This is a genomic window from Paenibacillus sp. Leaf72, assembly GCF_001422685.1.
GTDB lineage: Bacteria > Bacillota > Bacilli > Paenibacillales > Paenibacillaceae > Pristimantibacillus.
The window spans coordinates 195,726-214,456 of the sequence record NZ_LMLV01000001.1; the positions used below are offsets into that span (position 1 = coordinate 195,726).

General features: G+C 47.4%; 14 protein-coding genes. 3 read left to right on the forward strand and 11 right to left on the reverse strand.

The window, feature by feature from the left end; genetic code table 11:
• Nucleotides 1–24 precede the first annotated feature (24 nt).
• From ASF12_RS00785 to ASF12_RS00805, 5 genes are all read right to left on the reverse strand, one after another.
• Entirely contained in the window at nucleotides 25–1,281 is a 1,257-nt protein-coding gene (locus ASF12_RS00785) for a hypothetical protein (protein WP_056028445.1), read from the reverse strand.
• Nucleotides 1,282–1,315: 34 nt separating this feature from the next.
• Nucleotides 1,316–1,876 (reverse strand): hypothetical protein, encoded by a 561-nt coding sequence (locus ASF12_RS00790; protein ID WP_056028447.1) that lies wholly within the window; start codon nucleotides 1,874–1,876, stop codon nucleotides 1,316–1,318.
• 139 nt (nucleotides 1,877–2,015) lie between these two features.
• Nucleotides 2,016–5,927, reverse strand: a complete 3,912-nt coding sequence (locus tag ASF12_RS00795) for a hypothetical protein (protein ID WP_056028450.1) — start codon at nucleotides 5,925–5,927, stop codon at nucleotides 2,016–2,018.
• 439 nt (nucleotides 5,928–6,366) lie between these two features.
• Nucleotides 6,367–7,191 carry a serine hydrolase domain-containing protein gene (locus ASF12_RS00800; protein ID WP_155972696.1) on the reverse strand — a complete coding sequence of 275 codons (825 nt, stop codon included), beginning with the start codon at nucleotides 7,189–7,191 and terminating at the stop codon, nucleotides 6,367–6,369.
• Between the two features lie 324 nt (nucleotides 7,192–7,515).
• Nucleotides 7,516–8,376, reverse strand: a complete 861-nt coding sequence (locus ASF12_RS00805; RefSeq protein ID WP_056028456.1) for a hypothetical protein — start codon at nucleotides 8,374–8,376, stop codon at nucleotides 7,516–7,518.
• A 166-nt stretch (nucleotides 8,377–8,542) separates the two neighbouring features.
• Here ASF12_RS00805 and ASF12_RS00810 point away from each other — a divergent pair, with 166 nt between their 5' ends.
• Nucleotides 8,543–9,187, forward strand: a complete 645-nt coding sequence (locus ASF12_RS00810; protein ID WP_235533004.1) for a hypothetical protein — start codon at nucleotides 8,543–8,545, stop codon at nucleotides 9,185–9,187.
• A gap of 47 nt (nucleotides 9,188–9,234) precedes the next feature.
• Here ASF12_RS00810 and ASF12_RS00815 read toward each other — a convergent pair whose 3' ends face one another.
• Together ASF12_RS00815 and ASF12_RS00820 are read right to left on the reverse strand one after the other, a co-directional pair.
• Entirely contained in the window at nucleotides 9,235–9,657 is a 423-nt protein-coding gene (locus ASF12_RS00815) for a DUF4259 domain-containing protein (RefSeq protein ID WP_056028459.1), read from the reverse strand.
• A 345-nt stretch (nucleotides 9,658–10,002) separates the two neighbouring features.
• Nucleotides 10,003–10,380 (reverse strand): MerR family DNA-binding transcriptional regulator, encoded by a 378-nt coding sequence (locus ASF12_RS00820; RefSeq protein WP_056028462.1) that lies wholly within the window; start codon nucleotides 10,378–10,380, stop codon nucleotides 10,003–10,005.
• Between the two features lie 133 nt (nucleotides 10,381–10,513).
• Here ASF12_RS00820 and ASF12_RS00825 point away from each other — a divergent pair, with 133 nt between their 5' ends.
• The gene (locus ASF12_RS00825) at nucleotides 10,514–11,152 is read left to right on the forward strand and encodes a nitroreductase family protein (protein WP_056028465.1); all 639 of its coding nucleotides are present in this window, start codon (nucleotides 10,514–10,516) and stop codon (nucleotides 11,150–11,152) included.
• Nucleotides 11,153–11,447: 295 nt separating this feature from the next.
• Here ASF12_RS00825 and ASF12_RS00830 read toward each other — a convergent pair whose 3' ends face one another.
• From ASF12_RS00830 to moaA, 4 genes are all read right to left on the reverse strand, one after another.
• Complete coding sequence (locus ASF12_RS00830; protein WP_056032621.1) at nucleotides 11,448–12,536, reverse strand: low temperature requirement protein A; 1,089 nt, start codon at nucleotides 12,534–12,536, stop codon at nucleotides 11,448–11,450.
• Between the two features lie 174 nt (nucleotides 12,537–12,710).
• Nucleotides 12,711–14,432 carry an assimilatory sulfite reductase (NADPH) hemoprotein subunit gene (gene cysI, locus ASF12_RS00835; RefSeq protein WP_056028469.1) on the reverse strand — a complete coding sequence of 574 codons (1,722 nt, stop codon included), beginning with the start codon at nucleotides 14,430–14,432 and terminating at the stop codon, nucleotides 12,711–12,713.
• A gap of 35 nt (nucleotides 14,433–14,467) precedes the next feature.
• Nucleotides 14,468–16,330 (reverse strand): assimilatory sulfite reductase (NADPH) flavoprotein subunit, encoded by a 1,863-nt coding sequence (locus tag ASF12_RS00840; protein WP_056028473.1) that lies wholly within the window; start codon nucleotides 16,328–16,330, stop codon nucleotides 14,468–14,470.
• Nucleotides 16,331–16,960: 630 nt separating this feature from the next.
• Entirely contained in the window at nucleotides 16,961–17,971 is a 1,011-nt protein-coding gene (gene moaA / locus ASF12_RS00845) for a GTP 3',8-cyclase MoaA (RefSeq protein ID WP_056028476.1), read from the reverse strand.
• A 160-nt stretch (nucleotides 17,972–18,131) separates the two neighbouring features.
• Between moaA and mobA the strand changes: the two genes are divergently transcribed.
• Nucleotides 18,132–18,731 (forward strand): molybdenum cofactor guanylyltransferase, encoded by a 600-nt coding sequence (gene mobA, locus ASF12_RS00850; RefSeq protein WP_056028479.1) that lies wholly within the window; start codon nucleotides 18,132–18,134, stop codon nucleotides 18,729–18,731.

The window sequence follows — 18,731 nt, forward strand, 5'->3', positions numbered from 1 at the left end:
GACCTCCTTATATATAAATAACGATTATTGCTGAGGGACGTTGTTAATATACACCGTTCCATTCGTGCCGTTTTTGCCGTTTGCCCCTGGCGATCCCGCCGTGCCGCCGCCGCCGTTTGGATTTCCTTGACCGCCGTTGCCGCCGTTTCCTGCCGCTCCTCCTTGGCCGCCTTGTCCTTTCGTCGGAACACCAAGGGAGATAGAGCCGTTCGGTCCAAGCGATTGATACGTACAATAAATATTTTGGCCATTGCCAGAATCACCGCCACTGCCGCCGTCCGCACCGTTGCCGCCTTGACCTCCTTTGCCTTGCGCGCCTGCCGAACAATGAGAGGTCGAGCTGCCACCCGTGCCGCCTACACCGCCAGCTCCGGCATTGCCACCTACGCCGCCAGCCCCGCCATTCCCGCCGCAGGACATTAGCGATATCGGCCCTTGCACAACAGTTAGAGTAGCTTTGACCACTTGAGAGTCAGAGCCGCGAGAGCCGTTGCCACCTTGCGTACCCGGATTGCCCGTTCCCCCCGTGCCGCCTTGTCCCGCTTGCGTATCGCAGGAATTTTTACCGTCAGAGCCTGCGCTGCCCTGGCTGCCCGGATTGCCGTTGCCGCCGTTGCCGCCTGCCGCCCCGCTTTGCCCGTCAGCTCCGATGCTTACAAAGCTGTTGGTCGGCTGCGTGTCCCCCAGCTGGGTACCGCCCTCTTCTTGAATAAGCGTATCCACAAGCAATGTGGCATTAGCCTGGCTAATGATTTGACCGCCCGGCTGAATCGTAATGGTATTAAAGCTGTAGGTGATCGGATTATCGCCATCGCCAGCCAGAATTAGCGGATTGCCTGGCGTGACAACGACATCTTGCCCTGCACAGACGGCAAGCTGCGCCGGAAAGAAATGCTTCTGCAGCACAGCCTTATAAGATTTGACTTTGCTCGAGTTGCCGTAGATATAGGTCTGATAGGCGCTGCAGACAGCCGATTTCTCAAGTACGGACAGCTCCGAGTAAGCCTTTTCATTCTTGCTTGCATCCCATTCTGCGAGCGCTTCATGATGCTCTTGAAGCGTATTGTTCGCGTAATGCTCGTCGGAATTCCCGCCAAATGCCTTGAAATCGTCAATAGATTCTACCGTTACATAGAACGGCTTAATAGCAGTGTCATGATTGGGATTGGCCGAGATGTACGTGCCGCCTCCGCTCGTTGTTAGCGTTCCTTGTTGTATAATCTCCTCGGTCAAATTGAATTTCGCCATAAAACGGTTGCGGATATCTTGTGCAGTCAGCATTTTTTAGTTCCTCCTAAGTTATCGGGCGTGCCCGCTAGTTTTTGATAAACGTATTGCAGGTCAGAATAACCGGTGCTTCGCAGATGATTTGGCCGCCTTGCTCCAGCGTCAGCGTATTGCATGTGACCGACACTGGATCGTGCCCTTGAGGGGATATAATAAGCGGGCTGCCTGCCGAAACGACTATGTCTTGAGTAGTGAAAACGCTTAAGCTCATTGGAAAATACCGTGCGTTCAAAATATCAGCGTAGCTCTGCACCTCGTTTTGTCGACCAGCCAGGCAGGCACGAAGCGCGTCATAGAGCTGCCGCTCATCCAACTCGGTCAGATCCTGAGTCTTCATGCCAGATTTGCTTGCCGGCCACGGCTTAGGAATATCAAGCTCCCCGCCGTTCGAATCGTTTGCCCCGATAATCGACTGCAACTGTTCCAAACTTTTCACAATAATCCTCTTGGCGGACAAGGCGGATTCATATTCCGGCCGCGTGGATAGATAGTTTGGCCCTGGCTTATCCCCTGTTCTAAGTGTGCCTTTGCTTACATCCGCTTCGGTCAAACCGAGTTGTTGCAGCGTTTGGCTAAATAAATCCCCCATGTTCATTCCTCCCGTTCCTCTGCCCATTAGTCTTGCAGACTGGCGCCATACAGCTATAGTATAAAAAGCTGTATGCGCTCAAGCTGCATCACATGCTCTTGCAATACTTCAATAGCTGCTATTAAAGCGAAGATTGCTCTTAGGTTACTGGAATGGAATAAACCTCAAGATTCGATCCGCTGCGGATGACATCATACGTCTGTGTCGAATCGGATACCTTCCAGTAGCCACTTGGATTTATCGTTTGGATCGTAGTCGGATTCGCCAGCGTAATGCCGTTTGCTGAGAAATCAGCCTGAACTGCCGCTACATTGGCATTATTGAAATCCGACTGGTCGCTAAGCGGCAAATCGAACAGCGGCGGAGTCGGAATCCAATGACTGATCGACGGCTCCGTCGTATTGTTCGGGCCGATAATAGGCTCGTAGTTCAGCGTATAGACATTGCGCCATACGTCAACGACAAGCTTCGCTGCGCTGATAAACTGCGGTCTCGTCGGCTGTAATTGCGAATCCGGTGTACGGACAAGGAACGTGCCGTCTGGGTTATAGATATCCAAAAAGTAGTCACTTGGCTCCTTGCCGCCGGCTACATAAGAAAGCACGTAGAGATAGCCTTTCGCTTCAACAGCTACATCCAAATACGTAATGTCGGTGCGGTTCTCAGGGTTGTAAAGCAGCATGAAGGACAAATAGCGATTGACGTTAAGAGTCTGGCTGTCCGCTGCATCGGTGGAGATGTAATACGATTGCGCGCCGTTCCAATCCTCTACCACCCAGCTGCTGCCCTTCGCGCGGACATCAACGGTCACATTGTTCAGCACATCAAATACGTTGAGAACCAGGTCGTTTTTCTTAATATTGTAAACTGCATTCTTGTTCGGGTCGGTAATCGTCCATGCCGCTCCAGAAGTTACGACCGTGACGTACGTACTGACCTCATGATTGCTCATTTGATCGCTTTCGTAGGTCAGGAACACACCTTGGAAAGCGAAGGCATTGATGATATTGTCCGAGAGTTGGCCTTGATTCAAACTCGCGACAAGAGATTCATCCAGATCAAAAATATGTGTAAGGCCATTTTCCTGAAACTGGAGCTGCAGCGCATCCGAGAATATGCCATTATCCAGGTCTGATGAATAGACCGAAGCCTCAAGCGTGAACAGCTTATCACCCAGGAAGCTGGAAACCGGATTGCCTTTCGTATCGAAAGCTTGAATCCGCTTATTAAGCGTTTCCAGAATAAGCACGCGACCGTCTGGTGTTACGGAGATGGATTTTGGCCCCTGCAGCAGCCCTTGGCGAACCCCAAGCCCGGATACCATCTGAGCGTCAGGCGCATGCGCATCATCGGTCGGCGCATCTGGAATTTGAAGAATTTCCATCTTGCTGTCTTTCCAGCTGACTGCAATGACCGCTCCATCCGGATGAACGACCATCGCGTCGATATTGGACAGATTGAACCGTCCCCAGCTCTTCAAATTCGGATCATTCAAACCGAATCCGCTTTCGCCGTCCATCAGGTTAACCTGGCGCAAATTCATTTGGCTATTGCGGGTATCTAGAATGAAATTGTTCAGGCTGACAGTCTCCTGTCCACTTCCATCTGGCTCAAGACCAAATTGGTCATAGGCGATATAAGGCTGCACCGTGAGTTGAACCTCGGACGACTTGTAGCGTGACTGCGGATCAGCCAGCACCGAGACGTTCTGGGCCATATAATTCTGACCTGAGGCGCTCCATACATAGCCAATCTGGTAAGCTTGGTCATTCAGCGTAATATCGACCGGCTTGCAAATGTAATGGCCGCCGCTGCTGCAGTCCAGACTGGATAGGGTGGCCGTTGGCAGATCACCGGCATGCCACACATGCTTGTCCGAGTTTTGGTCGTATATGATTTTCTCTTTGTAGTTGTACTGTGTATCCTGGGTAAGCGGCACTAGAATTTCGGTAATATCCGCACTCAGCGAAAGGGAAGAGGATCCACTGCTCGGGAAGGCGTCCATCCATTCACTCTGGTATTTGCCACAGAGCCAGACGTTGGCCGAATAGATGCCGGCTGTGATTTGAATGCTCCCGCCGACAGGCAGATCCGCGAAGGTCAGCTGCAGCGGCGTGTTCGAGGTTGTGGCAGGCATGTTGCCGCTAAGAACGAAGTTCGTGCCGCCCTTGTATTGCACCGTCACTTGGTAATGGTCAGACACGGCGGGCCATACGGCTGTCTCGGGATGCCCGGGCTCGCCATGGGTCGGATCCGGATGAAGCGTGAAATTCAAATTCATCGAACGGCAGATGTCAATGGAAAGAGTAGCCGGCGAGGACAGAATTTCTCCAGTCGTAACGGCCATTTCCGCAAAGTTGATCGCCATGTTGGCCGCACGAAGCGCCCAGCCGACAAACGGAACTTCATCCTCCAGCTCCGCAACCGTGATCTGGCCCGTTATATAAAGCGCCAGTTTCTCAAGCCCCTTAGCAAGCAGAATGCCGGCCATAGCGTCCGCAAAGCTGAATAGCACGGATTTTGCATTGGTTAAGGCTGCTGCTGTTGCAACGCCCCCGCCGACAATTGGGAAAGCAACCGCAAGGGCAGCTACGACATTTTCAGTGTCAGACACAAACTCATTAAACCATTTGGAGCTCGTAATCGCTGCCCCAGCAATTAGAAACACCGAAGGAATTCCGTATTGGAAAATACCTGTCAGTATTGCGCCTGAAGGGTCGACGTCTCCATCCCATTTTGAAGTGCCGAGACACCCGAAGAGCAGCTTAAGCTGAGTTGCTTCCTCCGGAAAGACGAACGAGAGCGTCTTCGGATCGGTCGGCATCGGAATGCCAAGAATCGTATTGACGGCGGATACGCTTGAGATATACTTCTTCTTGTCCGTCTCGAACCAGCTGGAAATCGAGGATGGCAGTTGATCCACCCAGCCTGACGGGTTGGAGATCGCATCCCCGTTCTCATTGAAAAATTCCGCATAGGCAGTCAATGTGCGCAAATACGTATTTTTCACCTGTATCGAAAACTTGCCGTCGTCGCTAAAGGAAATCGTATCGGCATAAACGCCTAAGCCGTGATGCGGGGTCTCTTCTTTTACCGTCCATTTGAACGTCTGATCTCCCACCGCTGCGAGTTTTGCACGGGACGCCGAGAACGATTTTTCAACCGAGCCCGTTGTGGATCCTCCATCCTGCTGGTAGGCCGTCTTGCCCTGATTGACCGTCCATGTCTGATTTTGAAGGGAATTGTCGTTGCTTGCACTTTGCATGGCGCCAGTCATTGGTGAGGTTGCATTTTGTACGGTTAAATCTGACCAGCTGTAAATGAGGATTGGATCCCCCGCTTTATGCGTACCCATGTCATAGCCATAAGTAAGCGGAGTGCCGTTCTGGTCAACCGAATTTGTAATTTTAGCCCAGCCGCCTGTGGAGGATGCAGGACCCTGTTTGCTGATGATTGTCGCTAGATTGTACACTTGGTTATACTGGGCCGGATTAACATTTTGAGGTGGTGCGATGTGATCGTTCATCACGATATTCGCTGTATAAGGCTTATTAGAGGATAGCTCTGGGTAGTGGAACAGAATCGCTGTTGCAATATCCCATGGGCTTAACAGATCTTCGGCATCAAGATTGACCTGAAGGGCATCAAAGGTGTTAAGCTGGGCGACACCAAGACTTGTTAGTTTGGGATGTAAATGCAGCGAGTTTGCGGCAAGCTTGCTCTTTATGTGATTGACTCGGTGTACTTTCGGAATGTGAAAGGAAACATGATGCAGCTTGGGGAGGTATACATTCGGATCGTGATCAGGAGAGGTTACACGGATGCGGGTTAGACGATCACTTTGGAACAGCGACTCGGAAATTTCAACAAAATGCGTGAATTTCTGTCTCTGCTGTTCAGGTATTAGTGCGAGAGCACTATTGGTCCGTGTCGAATCGAGCAGCGTCTGCGGCGTGTGATTGTGCAGCGCATACTTGTACTGCCCGATATGCAAGGTGAGCGGTACCTCCGTAGAATTAGATACGAGCTCAAAATGCAAGGTTTTGTTCATGGCTTCAGTCTCCTCTGAAAAATTAGTTATTTCCAAAAAAACTAGCATTTTCTGACTGCGCCATGCTGTTATGAAATTGGGGTGCGAATACTGACATCCGCCTTCTTCGTGGAAGAGTATTGCAGGTACTAGGAATGAAAGTCTCTTGCCCATTCGCAAGGAATATTATATCAAATTATATCGAATTTTGGAATAAAATATAAAAAATATCCTTGTAAATTTTTTACTATAATTCAACCCATACTCAGAAAGGCGCACAAAAAGACAGCTCTAAATACTTGCCGCTCTAGGAGCGTTTATTTTTGCATTGCATCCAATACCCGAAGCATCAGCCTATAGGACAAACTCGGAGTGGAAACCTGATTGACCGTACCTGTCAAATACAAATCCTTCTCTGGACAATAATACGCGAATGCTCCCGATAAACCGGAATGTCCGATTAGCTCTGGAATGGATCGCAGCGGCGAGAAAAACCTAGGAAGCTTGAATTTCGCGATTCCAATGCCGTACTGTAACGGAAAAAGATTTTATTCCAAACATAAAGCTCGCTCAAATCGTGTTTAGGAAATAATTCACCTTCAAAAAAAGCCCTCAGAAAGCGCATCAGCTCGTCTGCAGTGGAGACAATCCCTCCATCCGGTCCGAAGGAGGCCATGGCCTCTGGTACATGCAAGGAAGATTTTTTATAGTAAAGAGGCTTGGGAGTTTGATCATGGTTGTTTGTATAGATGTAGGTTTCGGATAAAGCCAAGGGCTCGTAAATGAACAACTTGAAAACATCTTCTAATTTACTATTCATTACGTTCTCGATAATCTTGCCAAGCAATTGATAGTTGGTATCGGAATATAATGCCTTGCCTTTCTTACCAGGCGGGAAGTGTGAATTCATTTGCTTCACGTCCTCCATCACCTTGTCGAACGACCATGAAGTATCGTATCCGGCAAGGAGTTCAACCTTTAGACTCTTACTGTTTTGTCTTACTTGCTCAAAGTAATCCGGCAGACCCGAAGTATGGGCCATCAATTGTCGAATCGTAATGTCGTAGGAATATTCGGTTCCTTGGTAGCGATGGATTCCCGAGAGAATCTCCTTGTCTAGGTAACGGCTTATTTGGTCAGTCAACTGGATTTTTTTCAGCTCTCTTAGCTTTAATATGGTTGCGGTTACAAAAAGTTTGGTCGTGCTCGCGATAAAAAACTGATTATTTTGATTCATATCGCCAGCCGCTCCGGTCCATATCAACTGTTTATTTCCCGATTCCATTCTCAGAACCGTCCCAAATATGTTTTTATGATCTACAGAAGAGACAAGAATCTCCTCAAGCTGTTGATGCAATCGTTTCTTTATTGAAACCAACTCCTTCCCATGCTAATTTATAACGTGTACTGGTTAAGCTTATGTTATAGATAGAAGCAAAATACTGGATAGTAGGGCAACCATTTATTTTGTCATCCCTTATGATACTGTTTATCGCTCATGCTCTTAAACTTTCACTTAAACTTTCTTTTAAATGTCAGAAAAATACCCGCATGCCCTGATTAGAATTCGTCCAAGCAGTGGCAGGCGGGTATTTTTTACTCGATACGATTAAGGCTGAAAAGACCTTGTGCTTTCCAACGTTCGCATAAAAGCCTCTATATTGTCTTTAATAAACCCCGTATTATCAAAACCGGCATTGGCAGTGATGTCCTTGATATCTTTGACGAACGCAGTCAAGCTGGCAGTAGAGGCCTTCTCGAATCTGTTCTCACCGGCAATGTCCCCGATCGGTTTGGCAGCTTCCTCTCTGTATGCCTTCAGCCAATCCGTATTTGTCGATGCTTTCTTAGCGAAGGTTTGCAAGATGCTGTTCCAGTCTTTTCCGTTCACAATTGCATCTTGCAGCTTGTCCAGCGTATTCGGCTCGAATTTCTTCATCATATAGTTCAAATCAATATAATCGTCTGGAGCCCCAATAGGCCTTTGCGGCGGGGTTTCGTAATGGAATTCATTCGTTTCAGGGTCTACCGTTCTCGTTTGGGAGATGGCGCCGATTTGACGAATCGTATTCATAAATTCCGCAGCTTCATCATCCTTCATATAGTTGTCCGCGATATACTTAGCTTGGGTAAGTCCCAATTCTAATAAGGCTGCTCTTTCCTCTTCTCCAGCTACATCTGTAATGATATTGGATTGAATGATGCCATAAACAGCTTCCCTCACCTCCGCGGGCTGATCTGTGAGAAGGCGGTTCAGCGAATCATTGATTTGCACAGTTCCAAAGTATTTAGCCGAATGATTCACAATATCAGATTGCGCCAACTGTCTGGCAGCCGGGCTGATCTCCACTGTATCGGTATCATGCGAAAGCCCGGGTATCGTGCCTGTAACCAAGGCCGGTTTATCGGCCTGCTGTTTCGAATTGGTGTATAAATTCAAGTCGTACTGGGTTGAGCTATAAATCCTCATCCTTAACGCACCCCTATTCCATTCATTTATTTCGGTTATTCACTTCTATTTATAGTATCGGAATATTCTTTTGTATTTTTTATATTAATTTACAAAAAAGGAGGTGAATAATTGGTAGATCGTAGATTCAATTTGTTAAAATGTGATAATATAAGTGGAGTCAATATTGGGCGGTGAGAAGAAAGAAATGGACAAATTAAAAAATAGCGGCTTTTATAAGCTTAAATTTTTCATAACACCGGAAGAGTTTAAAAGCATTTTGATGCTTTTTGAGCATAAGCAAGTGCAGTTCCATCGTACCGATTATGCCCAAACGAAGCATGATTACGATCTGGTGTATGCCGCTTATGAAGCTTTTTATAAATATTTTACGGCAGAGGAACAAAGAATGGATTATCACCCCTTCTTTGTTTATTCCATTTCTGTTAAGTCTGATCATGAAAGCACCGGTTTTTTTGCGAGAAATGAAGGTATCTCATTTCCCTACTACGGACAATGGTCGGAGGATGAGCTGCCTTGCATCATGCTTTCCTTTCCTAAAGGCTTTCAAATTAATATGGCGGATGAGCAAGGAAATTATTATTTTTATGAGGATATTCGGGAGCATCAGCCGTTAGCATATGCTTTTTTTAATGAAATCACAAAAGATATTAAAAAAATGACAAAACCGCTTCGTTTTTCGGTACATGCAGCAACAGCAGATGTTTCGCAAGAGCAAAAACCACCTGCGCGCATAAGCAAACATGCAATGACTGACTTGGTTAACTCTTGGATTTTCAAGAAATATAAGCTTATGATGAATGGCAAATAGGCTGCAACCGCTTAAAGCGGCTGCAGCCAGTGTTTATTTTTTACTATTTAAAGCCGCTCCGCTAAAATGCGAACCACTTTTTCCAAATGGTTGATCCAATCCGGATCTCCATCCCACAGTTCATACAGCTCGCGTTCCCCGCCCTTATTATCCAACACCTGCTGAACCAATTGCTTTAGCTCAAGCAGATCTTCCTTATTCCAGACGATCTCCGCCAAACCACTCAGTTCTTCGTACTGCGTCCTACCGTTTTCGATATAGACGCACACAATTTCTGCTAGAGCAATCGCTGTATTATCGTAAAGGAAATCCACCTCTTCCGGATCTTCCGCAAGGAATCCGAGATCTCTATAATGAGCTAGAAGCTCTTTCAATTTAATAGACTGGCGGTCCACTGCATATTTGCCTAAAGCATCAAGAACATCAAGACCTTCATCGCTTTCCAGCGCTGCTGTTCCCCAAGATCCCATCGTATTTCTCACCTTTCTATTCGTAATTCTACCATTTTAACATGGATTGGAATTGGAATTAATCACCCTTAAGCAACAATAATATGTTTGAATATGAGCAATTAGGCATACATATATCTACCAAAAGGTGGATAAGACGAGCGTTTATCATCTATTTTGCACTTAGGCGGTTGCTTCTGAGTTCCAGCAGCAGGAATCGTTTGCATAAAGGTCTCAGACTGCCGCTACTTTATTAAATAAACTATGGTATCTGTTAGCTCAGTGATGAATTACAGAACTCATATGTTTCAATTGAATGATTAGTAGTAAGTCGATTTGCAGGCTAAACGATGGCTTCAAAAGGGTTTACACAGTTGTATCCATAGATCTGCATGGGGTCTGAAAATTTGCCTTGCCCTCTAACACATCAGCTAAAAATGTTTTTGATGTTTGCAATTTTGCTTCTAGCTCCTGGATCTGTTGAATTTTTTCCATCACCAATACTTTCTTTTCTATATAGAAATTTTCGTTTTCGTTTATGAGCAGGATTAATTCCTGAATAGTAAAACTTACGGTGAGCAAAGTTTTCACATCCTCCAGAAAACCAATCACACCCTCATGATATACGCGATAATTATTTTCATCTCTTGATACAAACTGCTCCGGAATCAACTGTTTGCGTTCATAGAATCGCAAGGTGGATACTGGCAGCCCTGTCAACTTGGACACTTCACTCGCTTTCATAGCCTATTCCCTTCTGAACACTAGAATAATTTATATTTGCTATAAACCAAGGTTCATAGTTCATAATAAAAACATGATAACCAGTGACATCACTTATGTCAAAAAAACTGGTCACATCAAAAGGAGAGATTACATGCTGGAACATATCCAAAATAACGATTTTGTCAACATTATTACTGGCCGGCGTTCCGTACGCCATTATGATGAGCAGGTCAAGATTTCAAAGGAAGAATTGCATGATATCATTAATGAAGCAAGTTTAGCGCCTTCTTCTGCAAATATACAACCATGGCGTGTTATCGTAGTTCATACCCCTGAAGGGAAAAACAAGCTTCGGCCACTTGTACAATTCAATACGCAACAAAATGATACATCAGCCGCTATGCTAATTATTTTGGGCGATACTCAGAGTGAACGGTATGTAGAAGAGATTTATAATGCAGCTGTGGAACAAGGGAAAATGCCGAAGGAGGTGCGCGACAAGCAGGTAACACAAATATTAAGTATGTTTCCTCTACTACCTCGAGAAGTAAAGATTGAGGTGGCCAAAATCGATGCAAGTTTATTTGCCATGCAACTTATGCTGGTAGCCCGCGCGCATGGGTATGACACCAATCCTATGGCAGGTTTTGAACGTGATAAGGTTGTTAACACATTTGATCTGGACGACGAACGGTATGTTCCGGTCATGATCCTTTCAATCGGCAAGGCTCAAGAAGAAGGACATGAATCGGTGCGTTTGCCTAGTGAGAAAATTACCTTTTGGCGCTGATATCCATTTATTTTGGGAATTCTATGATAGATATATTCCTTAGCCCATTGATGTCGATATGTTGACTGATATGCAGCCGCAGGTATTAGGAACATTGCAAATCCTTATGGTTACAGGTATTTAAAACGGCTTCGACATTCAAAAGAACATAACAATACAAGGTATGTCCGGATATGACTTCATAGTCACCTTCGGCATAAGGGCGTCTGGGCGGGCTCGTTCACATTGCCCGCCTAGACGCCCTCTTTCATACACGCTATCCTTGCCTGTTAGCTTAACGAGCATACTTTGAACGCTAAGCCGTTGTTTTGGCAAATACGATAAAGAACAGCACTAGCTCCAGAAGCACGACCGTCGGCGGCACTACAACGAGCAAGTTCACGCTGAATAAAACAAGCAGCAGCAGCAACAGCAGCGAAATATGCTTCACGGTCGGGCGCAAATGCTCAAAGCGGTAGCTGTATAACACGCACATAACCGACAGAAAATAAATGAACACAGAGCCAAAAACAAATCCGAGCATAAAACCATATTCCAGTTTGTTCAAAAACACAAGCTGAATCGAAGCAGCGATCATGCAAAGCGACAAATAGATAAACAAGTGGCCGTAAATAATCGTCTGCCCTGCCGTTCGCTTCGTTTTGTCCACGTTTTTCTCCATGTTCTCAAAATATTGCCACCAAATCGCAATGACGAGTATAAAGGAGAGCGCAACGAATGCAATAGAAGTAAAGCTCATATCTCCGGCATCCAATATCGAAAGCAGGCTAACGACCGATTCACCGAGCAAAATTAGCGTAAACAGCGAAAAACGCTCCAGTAAATGCGGGGTATGGATTGGCGTGACAACGAGATGCTTGCGGCCAATTAACGGAACAATAATGTCCAAAATTATGCCCGCATACAAAATAGCGTAACGCAGCCACGAGTCAAAAAACAAGGAACAAGACGATATTGCTATCCCCAGCCAAAAATAGGTGCCGAAAAATCGAGCGGTTTGCAGCTTATGCAGCACCTCTGAACGCGCCGTCAGCAAATATTGCACGGCCGTTATAATCCGAAGCCCTATATATCCAATAAAAAAGGGCACATAATACGCGTCAAAATCAACATTCAAGCTTGCCGTCATAATCAGGACGAAGAACATTTGTACTACGATAAATAATCGGTGCTTGGGCGTATCCTGGCCAAAACGATTGTTGTACATCGTCTGTCCAACCCATGCCCACCAAATCGGCACAAAAATCAAGATGAATTTGGACAAATGCTCCCAAGTAATGCTGCTGTGCTCCACATGAAGCAGCACATGAGTAGCCTTGGAAACGGCCGCGACAAACAATAAATCATAAAACAGCTCCAGCCACGTTACTTTTTTCTCTGGCATCATCGCTATGATGTGCTCCTCTCTTGGCATTCGTTCAATTTCACTCTCTATCTCTACTTCGACTCAATTATTATAAACATCCAGCCGCTCATTAGGCAATAAGCGAAATAAGGCCTGGAGCAAATGCCCCAGACCTTATTTCCTATCTATCGTTTTGAGAAAAAGCAAGCGCCTTTAATCGTGGAAATTGAGCCCTGACGTCGTCGCCTTCACATAGCCATTGCGAATGACGAAATCGCCGAAATGCTCGCCCTGCTCGCGCTCTTTCGCGAAGCGGTTAATAATAGGCGTCAGCGTGCTGATGATTTCCGTTTCATCAATATTTTCTTTGTACATCTTATTCAAACGGTCGCCGTTGAAGCTTGCTCCCAAGTACATATTGTATTTGCCCGGCGATTTACCAATAAATGAAATTTCCCCAAGCGCAGGACGTCCGCAGCCATTCGGGCAGCCCGTCATCCGAATTACGATGGACTCGTCACGCAGACCCGCTTCATCCATAACCACATCGAGCTTGTCGATCAAAGTCGGCAAGTACCGTTCCGCTTCCGCCATGGCAAGGCCACAGGTCGGCAGCGCTACGCAGGAAATCGAGCTGCGGCGCAAAGCCGAATAATGCAAGCCATCTGTCAGCTTGTATTGCTCGATGAGCTCTAGGATTTTGCGTTTTTTCTGCGTCGTAATATTGGCAATAACAAGATTCTGGTTCGGCGAAAGGCGGAAGTCTCCCGTATGGATCTTCGCAATTTCACGCAGGCCCGTCATTAGCTTGTAGTCGCCTTCATCTTGAATCCGTCCGCTTTGAATGTAAAGCGTCAGATTCCATTTGCCGTTGGTGCCTTTAATCCAGCCGTAACGGTCGCCATTGCTGTCGAAGTGGAATTCGCGCGGCGCTTCCAGCTTCCAGCCCATTCTATTATGCAGCTCGTCAACAAACCAGTCCAGACCGTGGCGGTCAATCGTGTATTTGAAACGGGCATTTTTACGAACGGAGCGATTGCCGTAATCGCGTTGAATCATAACGGTCTTCTCGGCAACGTCAATCGTTTGCTCAGGCGTACAGAAGCCAATGACGCGGCCAAGCTGCGGATAAGTCGCCGTATCGCCATGTGTCATGCCCATGCCGCCGCCAACGGTTACGTTGAAGCCGACAAGCTTGCCATTTTCCAAAATCGCAATATAGCCAAGATCCTGGGAATAAACATCTACATCATTGGACGGCGGAACCGCCATCCCGATTTTGAATTTACGCGGCAAGTAAACCGGTCCGTAGATCGGCTCCACTTCGCCAGCAGCTTCCGAGCTTTCTACCTTCTCGCCATCCAGCCAAATTTCATGATACGCAGGCGTGCGCGGCGCTAGATGATTATTGATGCGTCTCGCCCACTCATTCACCTGCTCATGTGCTTCGGACAGATGCGGATTCGGATTGCTCATCACGTTGCGGTTAACGTCGCCGCAAGCAGCAAGCGTCGTCAACAGCTTGTCGTTGATCGTACGGATCGTCTTTTTCAAATTCCATTTCAGCACGCCGTGCATTTGGAAAGCCTGGCGCGTCGTCAGACGCAGCGTCCCATTGCCGTACTTGTGCGCTAATTCATCCATAACCAGCCATTGCTCTGGTGTGGCTACGCCGCCGGGCGCAACTACACGAAGCATGAACTGATAGGCAGCCTCAAGCTTTTGCTTCTCACGTTCATTACGCAAATCCCGGTCGTCCTGCATGTAGCTGCCGTGGAATTTCATCAACCGGTTTTCGTCTTCTGGCAGGCTGCCCGTAATTGGATTGCGCAAATTCTCTACGAGCGCTCCCCGCAAGTAATTGCTCTCAATTTTGATAATTTCAACGTCGCTCGGCGGGCCGCCGATCGGCTTTACGATTTGATCATTTGCCATTGCTGCTTTCTCCTCTCGCACTCGCTTTGGTCCGTTTAGTACACGTCGCGCTGGTAGCGCTGCTGCTGCTGCATATCGGCGAGATAAGCTTCCGCCTTCTCACGGCTGATGCCGCCTTCCTGTTCAATAACCGTGATAAGCGCGGAATGCACATCATGTGCCATATGCTTCTCGTCGCCGCATACATAAACATGGGCACCGGCTTGCAGCCACTCATACAGCTCCGCTGCTTGCTCCAAAATGCGGTGCTGCACATAAACTTTTTCTTCTGAATCGCGCGAGAACGCGAGGTCCAGCTTCGTCAGAACGCCGTCCTTCAGCATGCGCTGCCAGTCCGTTTGATAGAGGAAGTCCGTTACGAAATGGCGGTCACCGTAAAACAACCATGATTTCCCTTCCGCCCCCGTTTCCTCGCGCTCCTCCATAAATGCACGGAAAGGGGCTACGCCTGTGCCTGGACCGATCATAACAATCGGCGTTTCGGCGCTTGCCGGCAGCTTGAAATTTGGATTGTTTTGAATATAGATCGGCACCGTATCACCTGGCTCCAGGCGCTCTGCCGTATGAATCGAGCATACGCCGTAACGCTCACGGCCATTTGCCTCGTAACGCACAGCGCGAATCGTCAAATGCACCTCGTCCGGATTAGCCTGGAAGCTGCTTGCAATGGAATAAAGACGTGCGGGCAGCTTGCGCAACATGCCGACGAATGCAGCAGGCGTGAAGTTCCAAGGCGCAAAATCCTGCACCAGATCAAGCAAATCGCGGCCGTTGATATATTCCTTCAGCTCTTTCTCTTTGCCTGGCGCTGCAAGCTCCTGCAGTCCGCTGTTAGCCGAAAGCTTCGCAGCCTGCTCCAGCAGCGGCTTCGTCAATACTGTAATTTCATAATGCTTCAGAAGCGCTTCGCGCAGCGAGCCTTCTTCGCCTTTTTTATTAAATGGAACCTTCTCGTCCGCGCTCCAGCCTAATGCCTGAATGAGCTCATCGACTAGCTTCGGATGATTTTCCGGAAAAAGACCTAGGCAATCGCCGGGCTCATATTGCAAGCTTGATCCGTCAAGCGAAAGCTCCAGATGGCGCGTCTCGCGGTCTGAACCGCGTCCGTTCAAGTTAATGTTCGCGAGCACTTCCGCTTGAAACGGATTCGTACGCGAATATTCGGATTCAGCCATGCCAATCGAGGCAGTTGTGGATACAGCTGCTGGCTGAGCAGATGCCGATCCATTCACACGCTCGCTTAACGCAGCGGCAACCTGATTGAACCACTCTGCTGCCAGCTCATCATAATCGAGATCGCAGTCCACACGCGGCGTCAGGCGCTTGCCGCCCAGTTCTTCAAGACGAACGTCGAAATCTTTACCCGTCTGGCAAAAGAATTCATAAGACGTATCGCCGAGCGACAGAACGGAGAAATACAATTCATCCAGCTGCGGCGCTCTTTTGCTATATAGGAACTCATGGAACGATATTGCATTATCCGGCGGTTCGCCTTCTCCATGGGTACTTGCAATAATCAATAAATTTTCAACCTTCTTCAAGCCATTTGGCTTGAATTTGTTCATGGCGGACAAGGTAACCTGAAAGCCGTTTGCCTCTAGCTTGCTTGCAAGCTTGCCAGACAGACGCTGGCTGTTGCCTGTCTGTGATCCGAATAAAATCGTCACTTCGCGCGAGCCTGCCGGCTGGGCGGGTGCTGACAGCGCTTCCTCTGCTACAGCAAGCGCCGCGCTTAATTGCGGCTCTGCACTAATAGGGGAAAAAGCTGCTGTGCTCTGAACTGCGGACAAATATCCGCATAACCATATATGCTGCGATTCCGTCAAAGTTGGCAGAAGGCGGTTAAGAAGCTCAACCTGCTCCTGATTAAAAGGACTGTTCGTCACCTGAAGTTGCAACAAAATCCACCTCTCATAAACATGAAATCATACTGTTTTTAAAATATAGGAAAGGATATGATTTTCTCATCCTTTCTCTATATTTCTCGGACTGAAACGCGCCGCACCGCCAAAGGACGGCTTTCGGCCGTTTCACCTTGTAATCTGCGTTTACACACTTTAGTCCATCATTAATATTCAAACTAACATATTAAGTGCAATCGGGCAATGCACACATGATGACCTAATTTTTACCAATTCATCGTTTCGGAAGCAAAATACAGCTAAATCCGAGTAAAATGGGGGTAATTCACCCTGTTTTAGCTGTATAAATTAAGAATTATGATGATTTCTATTAGAAAAAGTGATAGACGATTATGATGTTTTTTTGCAAGGTGAAACGGCTGCCGCCATCCTTTGGTGGCACGGGGCGTTTCATTCCGAGAAATATAGAGAAAGGATTACATTAGGATATCCTTTCCTATATTTCAAGCGTAAACGGCTGTTGCCGTCCTGTAGAGGCAAAGCCACCGTTTCGCGATGAAATATAAGCCCATTATATGGGGTAACTTATACATGCTTATATTTCAAAAAAAACCACGCTTCTGGAGGAAGCGTGGTTGGATGGCCTAGGCCGGGTACTTTATGAAATCAGCCGCCGATATGGGACATCTCGATTTTAGCTGGCGACTGGGTACGGGTAGCCCGTTCCTCCGAATAACGATCATTGCGATTTGTCCAAATGCGGGCGATGGATTCACGAACCGACTCATCCGTTTCATCAGCTCGCAGCAGCTCCATTAAATCGTAGCCCTTCGAGGCAAACAGGCAGGTGTACAGCTTGCCCTCAGCGGATATGCGCGCCCGTGTGCAGGTGCTGCAAAAAGCGTCGCTTACGGAGGAAATAAAACCGATCTCACCCGATCCATCCTGATAGCGATAGCGGGAAGCAACCTCGCCTGCATAATGGGCTTCCACTGGCACAAGCGGCAGGTGTTCTTCTAGAAGCTGCAAAATCTGCTTGCTAGAAAAAACGTGATCCCACTTCCAGCCATTTGAATTGCCGACATCCATATATTCAATAAACCGCAAAATATGCCCCTTCTCGCGAAAATAAGCAGCCATCGGCCATATGTCCTGATCATTGGCACCCTTCTGGACAACCATATTGATTTTGACTGGCATCCCTGCCGCAGCTGCCGCATCAATACCAGCCAGCACGGCCTGCACGCCGCTGCGGTTTCCGTTCATTAATCGGAACCGCTCGTCATTTAGCGAATCCAGACTGACCGTTACCCGACGCAATCCAGCTTCCGCAAGCGCAGCGGCCGATTTGGGCAGCAGAACCCCATTGGTCGTCAGTGCAATATCTTCAACACCAGCGATTGCATTCAAACGCTTGATCAGCGTCGGCAAATCTTTTCTAAGCAGCGGCTCTCCGCCGGTAATTCTAAGCTTCTTGACGCCCAATGATACAAATATCTTTACGAGCCGTTCTATCTCATTAAAGCTAAGCACCTTGTCTTCAGCCAAAAAGGGATAGTCCTTGCCAAAAATTTCGGCCGGCATACAATAACGGCAGCGGAAATTACAACGGTCGGTAACAGATAGGCGCAGGTCCCGCAAACCACGGTTCAATTGATCCTTTATTGAATGCTCCAAGCTCCTCACCTCAGGTTATGCAAAAGAGAATGTTGTTAAATGATAGCTTCATACTTTACACTATGGTAAATAGCGAACAAGTTCCTTACATTATGAACAGAGGTCAAGTGTTTGTCAATGTTCCTGACATCAATGATTATGGAAAGCAAGGTGACGAAGGATGAACCTGGAAGCTATCGTGCTTGCCGGAGGAGAAAGCCGCCGTATGCAGCAGCGTAAAGAGTTGCTCCTTATTAATGGCAAGCCCGTTATTCAAATGATAACCGAGCAGCTTGCTGTTCTAACAGACCGCATTTCTATCATTACGAATGAGCCTGAATTATATCCCTTCCTTGCTCCCTCTATTACGATTAAACCCGATATTTTTCCTAGCCTTGGCCCGATTGCCGGTCTGCATGCCGGAATGAGCGACCAAGAACCGGACACGATTTACATAGTGGCAGCCTGTGACTATCCGCTGCTTACCGCTTTGCCTTTTATTGAAATGCTGGCCCTGCTTGGCAGTCATCCGACCAAAGATGCTGTCGTCCCGATTATCGACGAGCGAAGCCACCCTTTGTTTGCCGTCTTTCATGGACGAACGCTGGGCAAATGGGCAGCCGCGCTCTACAGCCGAAATCTGAAGGTCATGGATGTGCTTCCTCAATTGTCCATCATTCATTACCTGCCCAATAATCCGGCGATTGCTGAGCAATTCATTAATATGAATACGCCGGAGGATTACCAGGCCATTCTAATGAAAAAACAGCTTTCGCCGTAA

Excerpts from the sequence above, each read along its gene's own strand:
- ASF12_RS00805 (WP_056028456.1), bottom strand. The coding sequence starts at position 8,376 with ATGAGGATTTATAGCTCAACCCAGTACGACTTGAATTTATACACCAAT.
- ASF12_RS00800 (WP_155972696.1), bottom strand. The coding sequence starts at position 7,191 with ATGGAATCGGGAAATAAACAGTTGATATGGACCGGAGCGGCTGGCGAT.
- ASF12_RS00785 (WP_056028445.1), bottom strand. The coding sequence starts at position 1,281 with ATGCTGACTGCACAAGATATCCGCAACCGTTTTATGGCGAAATTCAAT.
- ASF12_RS00820 (WP_056028462.1), bottom strand. The coding sequence starts at position 10,380 with ATGAAAGCGAGTGAAGTGTCCAAGTTGACAGGGCTGCCAGTATCCACC.
- ASF12_RS00795 (WP_056028450.1), bottom strand. The coding sequence starts at position 5,927 with ATGAACAAAACCTTGCATTTTGAGCTCGTATCTAATTCTACGGAGGTA.
- ASF12_RS00825 (WP_056028465.1), top strand. The coding sequence starts at position 10,514 with ATGCTGGAACATATCCAAAATAACGATTTTGTCAACATTATTACTGGC.
- cysI (WP_056028469.1), bottom strand. The coding sequence starts at position 14,432 with ATGGCAAATGATCAAATCGTAAAGCCGATCGGCGGCCCGCCGAGCGAC.
- ASF12_RS00830 (WP_056032621.1), bottom strand. The coding sequence starts at position 12,536 with ATGCCAGAGAAAAAAGTAACGTGGCTGGAGCTGTTTTATGATTTATTG.
- ASF12_RS00790 (WP_056028447.1), bottom strand. The coding sequence starts at position 1,876 with ATGGGGGATTTATTTAGCCAAACGCTGCAACAACTCGGTTTGACCGAA.
- ASF12_RS00815 (WP_056028459.1), bottom strand. The coding sequence starts at position 9,657 with ATGGGATCTTGGGGAACAGCAGCGCTGGAAAGCGATGAAGGTCTTGAT.
- mobA (WP_056028479.1), top strand. The coding sequence starts at position 18,132 with ATGAACCTGGAAGCTATCGTGCTTGCCGGAGGAGAAAGCCGCCGTATG.